This window comes from Paenibacillus sp. FSL R5-0887, from assembly GCF_038002305.1.
In the GTDB taxonomy this organism is placed as follows: domain Bacteria; phylum Bacillota; class Bacilli; order Paenibacillales; family Paenibacillaceae; genus Paenibacillus_AQ; species Paenibacillus_AQ odorifer.
Genome location: NZ_JBBOCE010000001.1, coordinates 3,191,174 through 3,205,245, shown reverse-complemented (window position 1 = coordinate 3,205,245; position 14,072 = coordinate 3,191,174). Strand labels below are relative to the sequence as shown.

Genomic DNA, 14,072 nt, shown 5'->3' with positions numbered 1-14,072 from the left:
TTATATTTATTTGTTAAGAGATGAAGGTGGTTGAAGTGGCTAGCGGACACGGCAATATTCCGGAAGAGGTTATCGAAAGCGTGCTTGCGCGTCATGATATAGTCGATACAGTCGGTAAGGTTGTTCATTTGTCCAAGCAGGGGAAATATTTATGGGGCCTCTGCCCGTTCCATTCGGAGAAAACCCCTTCCTTTACTGTTACCCCCGACCGGGGAGTATTTCATTGCTTTGGCTGCGGTATGGGTGGAAATGCCATCAAATTTAGGATGGAAATCGAAGGATTAACCTTCCCCGAAGCTGTCAGAATAATGGCTGAAGAAAGTGATATTCCCGTTCCAGAAGGTAAGGGAGGTATGATGTCTCCTCCTGATCCGGAACGCGACCGGTTGATTCAAGCTTATGAATGGTCGGCAAAGTTCTATCATTACTTGCTGAAGAACACGGAACACGGCAAAGCCGCTATGGACTATTTAAGAGGCCGGAACTTCAGTGATAAAATGATTGATCAGTTTCAGATCGGATATGCTCCGGACCGCTGGGATACTTTGCTGCAGTTTTTGGAGAAACGAAATTTTGATCTTGCGGAAATGGAGAAAGGCGGACTTCTGTCAGCCCGCGGTGAGGGCAAAGGCTATTTGGATCGTTTCCGTGGCCGGATTATCTTTCCGATTGCCAACCGTACAGGCAAGGTAATCGCATTCGCCGGAAGAATACTTGGAGAGGGTCAACCTAAGTATTTAAATTCTCCGGAGAGTAGGTTGTTTAACAAAAGCCGGATATTGTACAATTTGCACCAGTCCAAAGCATCCATTCGCAAAACTCGACAAATCGTCCTGTTTGAAGGATACGGAGATGTCATCTCATCCTGGGAAGCGGGTGTGCATAACGGCGTAGCAACGATGGGAACGTCCTTGACGGAGGGTCATGTGGCACTGATGAAAAGCCTGGCTGATGAAATTATACTGTCTTACGACGGTGACCGGGCGGGACAAGCAGCAGCCATGAAGGCCATTCCGATGCTTGAAGGCAGCGGCCTGCGTGTAAAGATCGCCTTACTGCCAAGCGGGGTGGATCCGGATGAATTTATCTCCAAGCATGGAGGAGAAAGATTTAAAGATCAGGTTATTGATTCAGCAGTTTCATCCATAAAATTTAAGCTTATATATCTGAAAAAAAACCATATACTCCTAGAGGAAGATGGCAAAATCGCCTATGTCAAGGAAGCCTTAGAAGTTATTGCTTCACTGCATTCCTCAACAGAGCGAGAGGTTTATCTGAAGGAAATCGCTGCTGAACTCGAACTTTCCTATGATAGTTTGAAGCAGGATTGTAATTTACTTAGGGCATCGATGCAAAAAAACATCCCTGAAGGGGATAATAACGACAAAAGGTGGAATAATGGTAGGCATAAAAAAGGGCAGGTGCAGACACCGACCTTACTACCCGCTTATCATGTCGCGGAACGGCGTCTATTGTCCTTTATGATTCAGGACCCGGAAGCCGCCACGTATGTAGGCGAACGCCTCGGAGAAGATTTCAACATCGTTGATCATGCGGCAATTGCTGCTTATCTATATGCCTATTACGCGCAAGGCAAACCACCCGGCATTAGTCGGTTTCTATCATCACTTCAGGATGATCGTCTGGAGAAAACTGCGACATCAATATCCATGATGGATACCCCTCCGGACTGGAATATGCAGGTTCTAGATGATTGTATTCGTGAAGTGCGGAAATACCCACTGCAACGCAAAATGGAACAGAAGCGTGAAGAGATGATTCAGGCTGAAAAGTCAGGTGACTTTTTGCGTGCGGCACAAATAGCAAGTGAGATTATAGCCCTAGAGAGACAATGACATGTTGACAGGATGTACCTAGGGAGGAGGGAGTCGAATTATGGCGAACGATCAGCATACTGAATTGGAAGCAGAATTTACTTTGGATCAGGTTAAGGATCAGCTCATTGAGCAAGGTAAGAAAAGATCATCATTAAATTACAAAGATATTATGGAGAAATTATCGCCGTTTGATCAAGACCCCGAGCAAATGGAGGAGTTCTACGAGCAACTCAGTGATTTGGGAATTGAGGTTGTAAACGAGAACGATGAAGAGGTTAACAGCCTCCGACCAAGTGAGGATAATGAGGATAAAGACAGCGATGATTTCAGCTTTGATGACGATCTGTCGCTGCCACCAGGGATCAAGATTAATGACCCTGTCCGTATGTATCTAAAAGAAATCGGACGCGTTCCTTTGTTGTCGGCTGACGATGAAGTTGAGCTTGCTATGCGGATTAAGAATGGCGATGAAGAAGCTAAACGCCGTCTTGCAGAAGCGAACCTGCGTCTCGTAGTAAGTATCGCGAAACGTTATGTCGGACGCGGTATGCTGTTCCTGGATCTGATTCAGGAAGGTAATATGGGTCTGATCAAAGCAGTAGAGAAATTTGACCATAACAAGGGATTCAAATTTAGTACGTATGCGACTTGGTGGATTCGCCAGGCCATCACTCGTGCGATTGCGGATCAGGCGCGTACCATTCGTATTCCTGTACACATGGTGGAAACGATCAACAAGCTGATTCGGGTTTCTCGCCAATTGCTGCAAGAACTGGGACGCGAACCTTCCCCAGAGGAAATTGCGGCTGAGATGGAACTGACGGTGGAGAAAGTTAGAGAGATCATGAAGATTGCCCAAGAACCTGTATCCTTGGAAACACCAATTGGTGAAGAAGATGACTCTCATCTAGGAGACTTCATTGAGGATCAGGAAGCATTGGCTCCTGCGGATGCAGCGGCTTATGAACTCCTGAAGGAACAGCTGGAGGATGTGCTGGACACGCTCACGGAGCGTGAAGAGAATGTACTTCGTCTGCGTTTTGGCCTTGATGATGGACGGACAAGAACGCTTGAAGAAGTCGGCAAGGTGTTTGGTGTTACCCGGGAACGGATCCGCCAGATCGAAGCCAAGGCATTGCGCAAACTTCGTCACCCTAGCCGCAGTAAACGGCTTAAGGATTTCCTCGAATAGTATTTCATGAACTGGACCTTCTGCTGCTCAGTGGCAGGAGGTTCTTTTATTTGAATTTACGCTGGTAAAAAATGTGTTGACCTTGTGTATCTGGAAAGAAGGATGAGCCAGTGAATTTGGAAAAACGCGACATCATTATAAAAGAGATTCAGTATTGGAGAAAAAGCCGGTTGCTGCCAGAGCAGTATTGCGATTTCTTAACCAATCTGTATGACGATGAGGATGCGAATAAGGATAACAATCCAATATCGCTGAGAAATTTACAGCAGGGAAGCATCAAAATTTGGCTGTTTTCTTTTGGAATTATTTCCTTGATTTTCTTGATTAGTCTTTATTTTAGCGTTTTTCCCTGGCCTTTGCAACTTGCAACCGCACTATCTGTATTAATTATTTGTTATGGATACTCCGCCGTTTATAAGGACCGGAACAATGTTATCAGTCTTATCCTAGCGGGGCTGGGCAGTGTTTTAACGCTTGGTTTTGGGCTATGGCTGATTGATTTGCATGATCTGGATCCTCAGCTCTGGAGGCCTATTCTAATTGGGTGCTGCGGCTTGTTATGGTGTATTTTGGGATTTTTACTCCGGATAGGTTTGTTGCAGTACTGTGGTTTTGCTTTTTGGGCATTACTGTATGCAGGGTTCTTCGGTGGAAGAAGCCCGGAGGCCTCTATATTTGAACTGGAGTTCCTATGGCTGCCATTGTGTGTGCTGATGGTATGGTTAAGCTGGCTTTTGCATCATAAGGTAAGAGGTGTTGCCAGTGTTTATTTTGCAGTGGGAGTATCGCTTTGGATCATGCCAGAGCTTGACGCTCTTTTATTAAGACAGGATTATCCGCAGTGGATTTCATTGATGCTGATCCTAAAGATTGCAGCAGGGTTAGCTTTGTTGTTTGGGTTTCGAAAAAAATGGATAACGTGGGTGGCAACATGAACAATGTGAAATTATCAGATCGGCTTCAGCAATTGCTGGAGCAAATTCCGCAAGGAAGCAGATTAGCAGATATCGGTTCCGATCATGCCTTGCTTCCTGTGGCCGCTGTCGAAAGCGGTAAGGCTGTGTTTGCAATTGCAGGTGAAGTAAACCCGGGTCCCTTTGATGCTGCTTGTAAGGGCGTTGCAGAGGCTGGACTAGGGAAGGTGATCTCGGTGCGCCGTGGAGATGGCCTTGAGGTTCTGGAACCTGGTGAAGTCAATTGTATCACGATTGCTGGCATGGGAGGCGCATTAATTGCCGCGATTCTGGACCGGGGTCAAAGCCAGGGGAAGCTAAAAGAGGTTACAACCCTTTTGCTTCAGCCGAATGTAGGCGAGGATATTTTGCGCCGCTGGTTATTAAATAATAAATGGGTACTCGTAGCTGAGAGAATTTTGGAAGAAGACGGGAAGCTATATGAAGTATTGACGGCTGTACCAGAAAATACGGAAGCTGGAATTACAAATGAAAGTGTATATCGTGAATTAACCTTGGGGGATTCCGCTAAAGTCCTTGGGCAAGAGGCCTTGCTTCAAATGGGACCATGGCTGCTTCAAGCGCCAAATACTGTGTTTTTTGCTAAGTGGCAGGGTGAGATTCAGAAATTGGAAGGCATTTTAACATCGTTGTCACGTTCAGAACTAGAATCTGCTGAGAATAAACGGAAACAGATTCAAGGTCAGATCAGGGAAATTACGGAGGTGCTACAATGTTTGCCAAGGGACAAACAGTAATTCAGTATATGGAGCAACTGGCTCCTAAGCATTTAGCTGAGGATTGGGACAAAATTGGCCTTCAACTGGGCACGCTGCAAAAAGAAATCACTAATGTATTAGTTGCTTTAGATGTGAATGATGAGGTAGTTGAAGAAGCGATTCGTCTAGGCTGCAATTTGATTATTGCGCATCATGCGATTATTTTCCGTCCATTGCAAGGAATCCAGACAGACACACCGGCGGGCAAAATGTATGAAAAATTAATTAAGAATGACATTGCGGTGTACATCAGCCACACGAATCTGGATGTCACCGAAGGTGGAATGAATGATTGGATGGCTGAAGCTCTTGGCATAGAAAACGGAGTACCCATCAAAGACATTCACTCCGAGCAATTATCAAAGCTGGTAGTATTTGTGCCGAAGGATCATCATCAGAAGGTTCTGGATGCTATTCTGAATGCTGGAGCAGGGGCAATTGGCAACTATAGTCATTGCAGCTTCAATATCGAGGGATACGGTACTTTTATTCCAGGAGAAGGCACGGATCCTTATATCGGGGAAAAAGGTAAGATGGAACGTGCCGAGGAAATTCGTATTGAGACGATCGTCCCGCACTCCATCCGCAATAAAGTGGTGCAGGCTATGCTTAAGGCCCATCCTTATGAAGAGGTTGCCTATGATTTGTACTCAATGGATCTTAAAGGCCGCAGCTTAGGACTTGGGCGGGTAGGAAAGCTCAAAGAGCCTACAACCCTTGGACAATTCGTGGAGACGGTAAAAAAAGGCCTGAAGGTAGACCATGTACGGGTTGTTGGTGATTTGGACCGTCCGATTCGTAAAGCTGCCGTTCTCGGCGGCTCGGGTGGAAAGTATTATAACAGTGCTATTTTCCGCGGTGCGGATGTCCTGGTTACTGGGGATCTGGATTATCATACAGTTCAGGATGCTGCGCTCGCCGGAATCACTCTGATTGATCCGGGACATAATGCGGAGAAGATCATGAAAGAGAAAGTAGCGGAGTGGATGGCTGGAAAATTGGCCGAGCATAAGTATGATACAGCTGTGCATGCTTCGCAGGTGAATACGGAGCCATTTAAGTTCCTATAAAATTGCCATTTAATAATGCTTGTGCCAGACATGTGATGTCTGTATAATATATAATGTTGTTCGGAAAGTTTGACAGACAATCGCCGGTGACGTGAAGACGTCACGGGAGGAAAGTCCGGGCTCCATAAGGCAGGATGCTGGATAACGTCCAGTCGGCGCGAGCTGAAGGATAGTGCCACAGAAATGGACCGCCGATGGCCGCCTTAGGGCGGCACAGGCAAGGATGGAACCGAGGTGTAAGAGACCCCGAGGAACGCTGGTGACTTCGTTCCTGGTAAACCCCATCTGGAGCAAGACCTAATGAGACGCAGCTGAATAAGCAGCCTTAGCCTGAGGCGCGTCTAGGTTGGTCGCTGGAGCTGTGCAGTAATGTATGGCCTAGATAGATGATTGTCGCTTATGGTGGGAGGGTAGTTCCCGATCGAACCACGACGAGCACAGAACCCGGCTTACGGCAAACTTTCCTAACTGCAACGTTATAATAACAACACCATACAAACGGCGACGTATCCCGGTAACCCGGCTTACGCCGCCTTTTTTGTTGCAAACAAATGCGGATACGGCAAATATATAAAGCGGTGAATGCGATAACATGAAGGGATTTGGAACGTGATATGCAGAAATTAGACTTTTTAGAAGAATTGCTAGCGGCTGATGGGCTGATGAGCAGATGGCTGGTGGTTGATGAGCAGATGGCTGGTGGTTGATGAGCAGATGGCTGGTGGTTGATGAATAGATGGCTGGTGGTTGATGAATAGATGGCTGGTGGTTGATGGTTGATGGTTTGATGAGCTGATATGCTAACGGACCGAGATGCAGCTATTTGTGTATTTTATGCCTTTTTGGAGGAGTTTCGGACTGGAGAGCCGTTATTCGGCATAAATAGGGTGGATATCGGGCGTTTTGGATCGAATAGTGACTATGGGGTCCGATAGCAAACCAAATGAGCGGAATTGATGCAAATAAGAGCGCTGGGGTCCGATAAAAACCTCCAGAACTCCAGAACTCCAGAACTCCTGAACTCCATGGTTACTTTGACGCCAGAATTAGACTAGTAGCTAGCAAACTGTAACAATGCGGAGCTTGGCTAATCTTCTGCGGAAAGATTGGTATCAGAAGCATCATATCAATAAGAACCTCTGGCTGTACTTCGCTGTGAAATCGGAGTTAATTGAGTGGTAGATGTGTTGAGTAACTAGAGGATGTTTGGTGATGCGGAAAGCGAAATGTGGGAAATGGAATATATGACGTGCAAATTTGCTGAATGCGAAATGAGATGTGTAGAAATACGAATGTGGAAATGCGAAATGAGATGTGTAGAAATGCGAATGTGAAAATGCGAAATGAGATGTGTAGAAATGCGAATGTGAAAATGCGAAATGAGATGTGTAGAAATGCGAATGTGGAAATACGAAATGAGATGTGCAGGAACGCTGAAATGTGGAAATACGAAATAAGCTGTACAGAGGCGCTGAAAAGTGGCAATTCGAAATGTGACGAGCAAAAATTGCTGAATGTGAAATGTGAAATGTGAAATGTGAAATGTGAAAATACGAAATGAGCTATGTAGTCACAAAAGTAGAAATACGAAAATGAGATGTGCAGAAATGCGTAAAGGTCACATTCTGCAAATGCGCAAAAGTGAAAGCTCAGAAATCTGCTCACAAAAAACGGTTTCCCCGTCCAATAAAGGATGGAGAAGCCGTTTTATTTTGCCATCGTAGGTATTGATTACGAGCAGTTGTTTACGACCGAACGATGTTTTGATTTTGCTGCCATTGTACCAATGCTTTCTCTAGACGCTGGACAGCAACAGGAACTTGCTCTGGTGGCGTGTGTGTGAAGTTAAGGCGCATTTTGTTTTTGTGAGGCTCCGCTGAATAGAATACCTCTCCGGGTACGAACGCTACTCCGTTTTCCACTGCCAGCGGGAGTAATTCCTTAGTATTGATCTCTTTGGAAAGGGTAAGCCATAGGAACATGCCGCCTCTTGGCTCGAGGAAATGTGCTCCTTTCCAGTTATGTGATCTGAGTTCCGCGGACAGGAGCTTCATACGCGAATGATACTCTCTTGAGATGAGGCGGATATGCTGCTCAATATCAAAATGCAACAGCAGTTCATCTAAAGCACGCTGGTCGATGGTGCTGGAATGCAGATCGGCTGCTTGCTTTGCCTTGGCGATGGTCTTGATTAGTTCGGAATCGCCGATAATCCAGCCGGTGCGTAGGGCAGGGGCGACGATCTTGGAGAAGGTCCCTGTGTAGACTACACAATGATCCCCGCCGCAGCTTCTATCGATGGAGGCTAGTGAGGGTGGATATAGAGTTTTATCTTCATCAAAGGTTATTTCTCCATAGGGATTGTCCTCTAGAATAAGAACACCGTAACGGCGGCAGATTTCAACCACCTTCTCGCGGCGCTCTTTACTCCAGGTTGCTCCAGACGGATTGTTGAAGGTCGGAACTGCGTATAGCAGTTTTGGCCGATGTATCCGAATCTGCTCTTCCAACTGATCCGGCAGAATGCCATGTTCATCATTTGGTATCGAATGAATAGCAGCCCGGTAAGAACCGAGCACTTGTAGTGCTGCCAGATAGGTGGGCGCTTCCACAAAAACTGCATCGCCGGGATCCAGCAATATTTTGCATAACAGATCTATAGCTTGCTGTGAGCCTGTAGTCAATACCATCTCAGAGGCTGTAACCGGGATGCCTTGCCGGGTAAGTCTTTCAGCGATTTTGTCACGTAGTGGAGTAAAACCCTCGGTAAGCCCATATTGAAGCGCTGAGGTGTCGCTGGAGAGCACACGATTATAGGCATCACGTACGGCCTCCAAGGGAAACAAATCCTCCCCAGGCAGCCCGCCTGCAAGTGAAATAATGTCATTGCCTTGTGTAACTTTTAGAATCTCCCGAACTGCTGATGATCCTAGATGATTGGCTGCCGTTGAGTATTTGATATCCATAAATTAGTTCTCCACCTTTCGATTTGATGCTATCATAATAGGAGTGCTGTATAACAGTAAAGCGTTGAATATAACAGTGGAGGTGAAGGGTTCATGCATATCGATTTGAATCGCAGCGGCAGCAAAACTCTGCCCCATCAAATTAGTGAAACCCTCAGTCAGCGGATCTCATCAGGACTGCTTCAGCAAGGTGTCCGGCTGCCCTCCGTTAGAAGTCTAGCTATAACCTTGAACGTGAGTCAGGTTACAGTAAGCAAGGCTTACGATATGCTTGAGAAACGAGGACTTATTTACTGCAGACAGGGTAAAGGCTGCTTTGTAGCCGATCCAACCCATAATAGACGTCAAGAAGAGGGTTGCTGGCAGGATTTATATGATGATTATTTGCCGCGGGCTCAGCTTTGGCGGAATTTTGATGTTTCAGAAGTGAAATACCCCTTTCATTTAGCCGCCATCCACAGTGAGCTGCTGCCACTTCAAGATATTGGTGACACCTATGCATCTTTGGTCAAAGAGCAACCGGAGCTTATGGCAACCTACGGGAATTTTCAGGGAGATCTTGAGCTGCGGAATGTCATGAGAGAACATTTGAAATCGCGTGGGGTTTCACTCACTTCTTCCGATTTGATGATAACCAGCGGGACTCAGCAAGGCATTGATCTGGTGGCTCGTACATTTGTTGGTCCTGAAGATACAGTCTATCTTGAGGCGCCTAGCTATACTGGTGCTATTGATGTTTTTGCGGGACGAGGTGCAGAGATGATTTTTGTGCCTACCGATAGTGAAGGGATGCGAGTGGATGTTCTTACAAAAATGTGTGATCAAAGACCTCCAAAGCTAATTTATACCATCCCTACTTTTCAAAATCCAAGCGGCGTAACTATGAGCATCACAAGAAGACAACGACTGCTGGAATTAGCGCGCAGCTACCGTTGCCTCATTGTTGAGGATGACCCATTTAGTGATTTATATTTCCATGCACCACCACCTAGGGCGATTAAATCAATGGATCCCGATGGACATGTAGTCTATATGAAAAGCTTTAGCAAAATACTTGCACCTGGTTGCCGAATCGCCTGTGTGGCTGCAGAAGGAAATATTCTGTCCCGGCTGATCGCCGCTAAATCTGCGAGTGATCTAGGAAGTCCCTTGCTGACACAGAAGGCCGTATTACCCTTCATCGCTGAAAAATACGACGCCTACGCAGCACAGCTACGAATTACACTCCGTGGTCGTATGGAAAAGGCGGCGAAGCTTCTGAAGCTGTACGCGCCGCCTGGAGTGAACTATATTCTACCAGAGGGAGGACTTAATCTCTGGCTGGAGCTGCCCCCTTCTCCTGATATCGCAAGCCTGCATGACTTGGCGGAGCAGGAGAGCATTTCTTTTTTACCCGGTGATGTCTGTTACTCTGCGGAAACGCCTTCCCGCCACATCCGTCTTTGCTATTCGCAAATGAAGGAATCGGAAATGGAGGAAGGATTACAGCGGTTTCTGCGCTTACTTGGCCGGTTTTTGCAATGACACGGTTATGGGGTGTTATTTGTTCTTTGTTTTAATTGATTCATTTGCTGGCGTACATGTTGAGGAAAAAGCTGCAATGGAACTTGATTGCCGCTTGCCGCTTGTAGCGTTTTATAAATATCGACCTGACCCCAGCCAAAGTATTTATCATGGCCGGAAGTTCCCAGATCAACAGCGTTTTTGGTCATAAGGTCCATAACTTCCTTATTCGTCAGATTAGGATTCAGTGAACGTACCAGACCCGCCAGCGCAGCGACATGGGGACTGGCCATCGACGTGCCGGATAAAGCGGCATACTGGCTGTCCGGATAGGTGCTTGCGATGCTTTCTCCGGGTGCAGCGACATCAATATAATCGCCGTAGTTGGAGAAGGAGGCTTTTTCCCCTGAAGCATTTGTAGCAGCCACTGCAATCACTTCGGGATAAGCTGCAGGGTATCCAGGCCGTTCTGTATTATCATTGCCTGCTGCAGACACAAGCACGATGTCCCGGTCATAGGCGTATTTAATCGCATCATGGAGGAACTGCGAGTCGGCATAATTCCCTAAACTTAAGTTAATAACCTTTGCGCCATTGTCAGCTGCCCATATGATACCTTCTGCTACGGAATAAGTCGTTCCGGCACCTGAGTTATCTAGCGCTTTTACAGGGAGGATCTTATTGTACCAGCTGATGCCAGCTACACCTTCCCCGTTGTTAACAAGTGCGCCAATGATTCCAGATACATGTGTACCGTGACCTACATCATCCTCGGGTGTGGAACCATTGGTAATGGCATTGTAACCAGTCAAAAGCTTACCTTGTAAATCAGGATGATTAATCTGCACTCCCGTATCGACTACGGCTACAACCACTTCTTTGCTGCCTTTGGAAAGATTCCACCCTAGCTCAGTTTCAATCGCCGGGAGGTTCCATTGGTAAGTGGAGAATAACATGTCGTTAGGCGTGACAGTTCCTTCAGCGTTTTTAGTGATGGTATCATTGGTTAAATACATATAGTGAGGTTCCGTATACTCGGGATGCCATTTGTTGGTGAAATAGGATTTCAGCTGATAATAGGTCATCTTCTCAGAGCGAAAGATATAGGCATATCCCAGCTTGCGTGGCTGCTTGCAGTGGATATCGGCGGTTATCGTCTGGAGCTGTCCCTGAGTCGGAGCATTTCCCTTAAAACGGACTACAATTTCATTCTCATAAAAATGGCTGGCATTTTCGTTATCATGGCCGGTCTTGACTGTAATGTCCTTTAAGTTATCGGTATGGACTGATTCCACATGGTATTTGCCTTCCTTAGGATACGGAATGAGACGCAGGTTCTTCAGCTGATGGTCTGCCACACGCCCAAGCACCTTTTGGTTAATAAGAGCAATAATCCCTACATTTTTCTGTTTGTTCCGCTGAGCGATAAAGTAATATTTTTCTTTACCGATTGTAAACGTTGGAGATTCATAGGATTGATGACCGTGGATTGCTGATTTTGCCGTATTGAGATATTTTAGAAGCTGTTTGTTCTCCTGTTCGGTTCCTTTTGGAAAAGACGACTTAAAGGTCTCAGTCTTTTGTGTGCGGAAATCGATCCACATCAGCATGGAGATAAACCCGTGGTCTTGCTGCAATCGTTTAGCATACACTGATTTATCATGAATCGAAGACATCCCGTCTGTTTCAGACAGGAGTTTAGTTAAGTGTCTACTGACATCGACTCTATTCAGATGATCTGTCGCCTCCACATCCTGGCTTAAGGAGGTTTTCTTTAATGTTTTTTCCTGAGAGGGATTTGGAGGTGAATGCAAAGCTGAAGTTGGAGCCGGATTCTGAACAGCGACTTTTGCGACATCTCTGGTCGTCCCATTAGTGGCAGGGCGCAGGGCAAAGGTAAGTAACCCAACTGTAAAAGCTGCTGTAACCAAACCTGCAACTGTTAGATTTTTTCGTGACATGATTTCCGCTCCTCTATGCAATGTAATGTCTATAGGTTTAGAAGAGAGCGTATCTTTTATGCATCTTAGAAAAGGATACCTTCCTAACGTTTTTTATGATAATATCAGAGAGAATAAGTATCTCGAATTGTCTTCTTGATTTTGTAAGAGATACCTCATTAGATGTTGTTCTTAATAATTGTTCAGAAGGTTAGACTTCTCTGTGTTCACATCCTGATATTGCAAGAATAAAGAGATACGTCTTTAGGGCGGTTTCTTTCAGAGGATTAACTTTATTGACTACAAGAGCAGGGAATAATAAGGAGGAGCAACCGCTATGTCAGCAGCCAATGTGCAGAAATTATGTGAATCGACGAGAGATAAACTTAAAGTGGTAATCGACAAAATGGAAGTATTTCTAAATGAGCATGCATTGCCTCAGCTTGTAGTTGAGGGAGATGAGGAAACCGTACAATTTTACCAAGGTTTTCTGTCCGATCTTCGTCACCTATTAGTGTTCTCGGAAATGTCATATGAGAAATTAGGCGTTGCGCTGCGTCGTGCGACATTCGATGAATCTTTTGCACAGAAAGCGCTTTATAATGTATATCACTATGGCGTGAACAACTTCTTTTATCCGAAAAATGAAAGCTATTCTGAAGATGGCCGTTACGCTTATACTGGTCAGGATGCAATCCGTTTCCGCAAAAATCCAGTACGTCCCGCACGTGATATCATCCTAGAAATCACCAAAACGTATGAAGATCTTCGCGATGATCTCATTTATTATGAGAACGACTATTTGACCGAGAAACGTATGCAAAATCAGGTTTAACTTCTAAATAGTGATCTAAAGGGATCAGCACTTTGTCATTTTTGTAATGACGATGAGCTGGTCCTTTTTTGCGTGGATTAAAAGCCTGTCTCGATACATCAACTGGAAACCACTCTGTCGAATAGCGGGTAAATGGAGCGGACATAATGAAGCCGAGGTGATAATTATGTCGAGTGAAAAACCATTAGTAAAATGTAGCGTGAGCAATTGTCATTATTGGGGCGAGCATAATTTATGCCGGGCTGAAGAAATTGTCATCGAGATCGATAAGCACGTAGGCAATGGTTATAAGGAAGAATATGCTGAAGAAATGACAAATGAAGGTCACCGCGATCATGCCAGTACATCATCTGCAACATGTTGTCTGACGTTTAAGCCGAACGCTTAGGAGGCCGCCAGAATGGACACAGAAAAGGATAATGAATCAAGCTCATCACGGGAACAATCTGGTCCGAGAAAAGTCATTCTTCGTCCGCGGAGAGTGGACTATCCTCGTCGGGACAGAGAGCATCGCGAAGAATACGCTGCTGAGGTAAATCCGGTTCCAATGCAGGTTCGGGATGCCCCGCGGATAGTGGAAGAACGCAAGGACAGTGAAGCGGAATATAGTGGAAGCCGGGTAATGGGGTATGTTGGACTGGGGATGGGGATCGCCTCATTGTTCATCTGGTCCTTTATTCTCGGACCCATCGCTGCCGTAGTTGGTTATTATTCCTATGTTAAAGAGCAAAAAACGCTTGGGGCATGGGCAATGGGCTTAGGGATTGTTGCGACACTAAGTTACTTCGTGATGATTCCCTTTGCGCGCTAAAAAGAACTGAATGGCTTTGATCTAAACAGGCTTTTAGACCTAAATATCAGGGTCTGAAGTCTGTTTTTTCATTCCAACATATAGCAATAATCTCAGATAAAATGTAAGATTAAGCCGTAATTCATCGAAATTTCAACGCGAAACCTTATATATGATTCGAGTAGGACAAAAAAGGAGTGCGCCAG

Annotated in this window: 11 protein-coding genes and 1 other RNA gene; 10 read left to right on the top strand and 2 right to left on the bottom strand. The window is 45.6% G+C overall.

Annotated features, from left to right (window positions below; genetic code table 11):
• The first annotated feature begins 35 nt into the window (after positions 1-35).
• The 6 genes from dnaG (at position 36) to rnpB (ending at position 6,299) form a co-directional block, all read left to right on the top strand.
• The gene (gene dnaG, locus MKY14_RS14335; RefSeq protein WP_036683805.1) at positions 36-1,856 is read left to right on the top strand and encodes a DNA primase; all 1,821 of its coding nucleotides are present in this window, start codon (positions 36-38) and stop codon (positions 1,854-1,856) included.
• 40 nt (positions 1,857-1,896) lie between these two features.
• Positions 1,897-3,030, top strand: a complete 1,134-nt coding sequence (rpoD, locus tag MKY14_RS14330; protein WP_036683799.1) for an RNA polymerase sigma factor RpoD — start codon at positions 1,897-1,899, stop codon at positions 3,028-3,030.
• Positions 3,031-3,140: 110 nt separating this feature from the next.
• Complete coding sequence (locus tag MKY14_RS14325; protein ID WP_036683797.1) at positions 3,141-3,965, top strand: hypothetical protein; 825 nt, start codon at positions 3,141-3,143, stop codon at positions 3,963-3,965.
• Positions 3,966-3,970: 5 nt separating this feature from the next.
• Positions 3,971-4,741, top strand: a complete 771-nt coding sequence (locus MKY14_RS14320) for a tRNA (adenine(22)-N(1))-methyltransferase (protein ID WP_340921549.1) — start codon at positions 3,971-3,973, stop codon at positions 4,739-4,741.
• On the top strand, positions 4,717-5,832 hold the full coding sequence (locus tag MKY14_RS14315) for a Nif3-like dinuclear metal center hexameric protein (protein WP_076098536.1): 1,116 nt from the start codon (positions 4,717-4,719) through the stop codon (positions 5,830-5,832). Before MKY14_RS14320 ends, MKY14_RS14315 begins: the two co-directional genes overlap by 25 nt.
• 64 nt (positions 5,833-5,896) lie before the next feature.
• Positions 5,897-6,299, top strand: an RNA gene (rnpB, locus tag MKY14_RS14310) — RNase P RNA component class A.
• A gap of 1,278 nt (positions 6,300-7,577) precedes the next feature.
• Here the strand turns inward: rnpB and MKY14_RS14305 are convergent.
• Positions 7,578-8,798: an aminotransferase-like domain-containing protein gene (locus tag MKY14_RS14305; protein WP_340976692.1), complete on the bottom strand. Its 1,221-nt coding sequence runs from the start codon at positions 8,796-8,798 to the stop codon at positions 7,578-7,580.
• A 93-nt stretch (positions 8,799-8,891) separates the two neighbouring features.
• Here MKY14_RS14305 and pdxR point away from each other — a divergent pair, with 93 nt between their 5' ends.
• Complete coding sequence (pdxR, locus tag MKY14_RS14300) at positions 8,892-10,322, top strand: MocR-like pyridoxine biosynthesis transcription factor PdxR (RefSeq protein ID WP_340976690.1); 1,431 nt, start codon at positions 8,892-8,894, stop codon at positions 10,320-10,322.
• A 5-nt stretch (positions 10,323-10,327) separates the two neighbouring features.
• On the opposite strand, the gene MKY14_RS14295 is transcribed toward pdxR, so the two are convergent.
• Positions 10,328-12,262 carry a S8 family peptidase gene (locus MKY14_RS14295; protein WP_076129017.1) on the bottom strand — a complete coding sequence of 645 codons (1,935 nt, stop codon included), beginning with the start codon at positions 12,260-12,262 and terminating at the stop codon, positions 10,328-10,330.
• A gap of 316 nt (positions 12,263-12,578) precedes the next feature.
• Here MKY14_RS14295 and MKY14_RS14290 point away from each other — a divergent pair, with 316 nt between their 5' ends.
• Genes MKY14_RS14290 through MKY14_RS14280 form a run of 3 tightly spaced genes read left to right on the top strand, consistent with a single transcriptional unit; the run spans position 12,579 to position 13,887 of the window.
• Positions 12,579-13,076 carry a YpuI family protein gene (locus tag MKY14_RS14290; RefSeq protein ID WP_340976688.1) on the top strand — a complete coding sequence of 166 codons (498 nt, stop codon included), beginning with the start codon at positions 12,579-12,581 and terminating at the stop codon, positions 13,074-13,076.
• A 46-nt stretch (positions 13,077-13,122) separates the two neighbouring features.
• On the top strand, positions 13,123-13,464 hold the full coding sequence (locus tag MKY14_RS30840; RefSeq protein WP_370510774.1) for a DUF1540 domain-containing protein: 342 nt from the start codon (positions 13,123-13,125) through the stop codon (positions 13,462-13,464).
• 12 nt (positions 13,465-13,476) lie between these two features.
• Complete coding sequence (locus MKY14_RS14280) at positions 13,477-13,887, top strand: hypothetical protein (protein ID WP_038572882.1); 411 nt, start codon at positions 13,477-13,479, stop codon at positions 13,885-13,887.
• The last annotated feature ends 185 nt before the right edge of the window (positions 13,888-14,072 follow it).

Bases quoted from the DNA above. Each gene is read 5' to 3' on its own strand.
- MKY14_RS14295 (WP_076129017.1), bottom strand. From the start codon at position 12,262: ATGTCACGAAAAAATCTAACAGTTGCAGGTTTGGTTACAGCAGCTTTT.
- MKY14_RS14280 (WP_038572882.1), top strand. From the start codon at position 13,477: ATGGACACAGAAAAGGATAATGAATCAAGCTCATCACGGGAACAATCT.
- rpoD (WP_036683799.1), top strand. From the start codon at position 1,897: ATGGCGAACGATCAGCATACTGAATTGGAAGCAGAATTTACTTTGGAT.
- MKY14_RS14315 (WP_076098536.1), top strand. From the start codon at position 4,717: ATGTTTGCCAAGGGACAAACAGTAATTCAGTATATGGAGCAACTGGCT.
- MKY14_RS14290 (WP_340976688.1), top strand. From the start codon at position 12,579: ATGTCAGCAGCCAATGTGCAGAAATTATGTGAATCGACGAGAGATAAA.
- MKY14_RS14305 (WP_340976692.1), bottom strand. From the start codon at position 8,798: ATGGATATCAAATACTCAACGGCAGCCAATCATCTAGGATCATCAGCA.
- pdxR (WP_340976690.1), top strand. From the start codon at position 8,892: ATGCATATCGATTTGAATCGCAGCGGCAGCAAAACTCTGCCCCATCAA.
- MKY14_RS30840 (WP_370510774.1), top strand. From the start codon at position 13,123: ATGACGATGAGCTGGTCCTTTTTTGCGTGGATTAAAAGCCTGTCTCGA.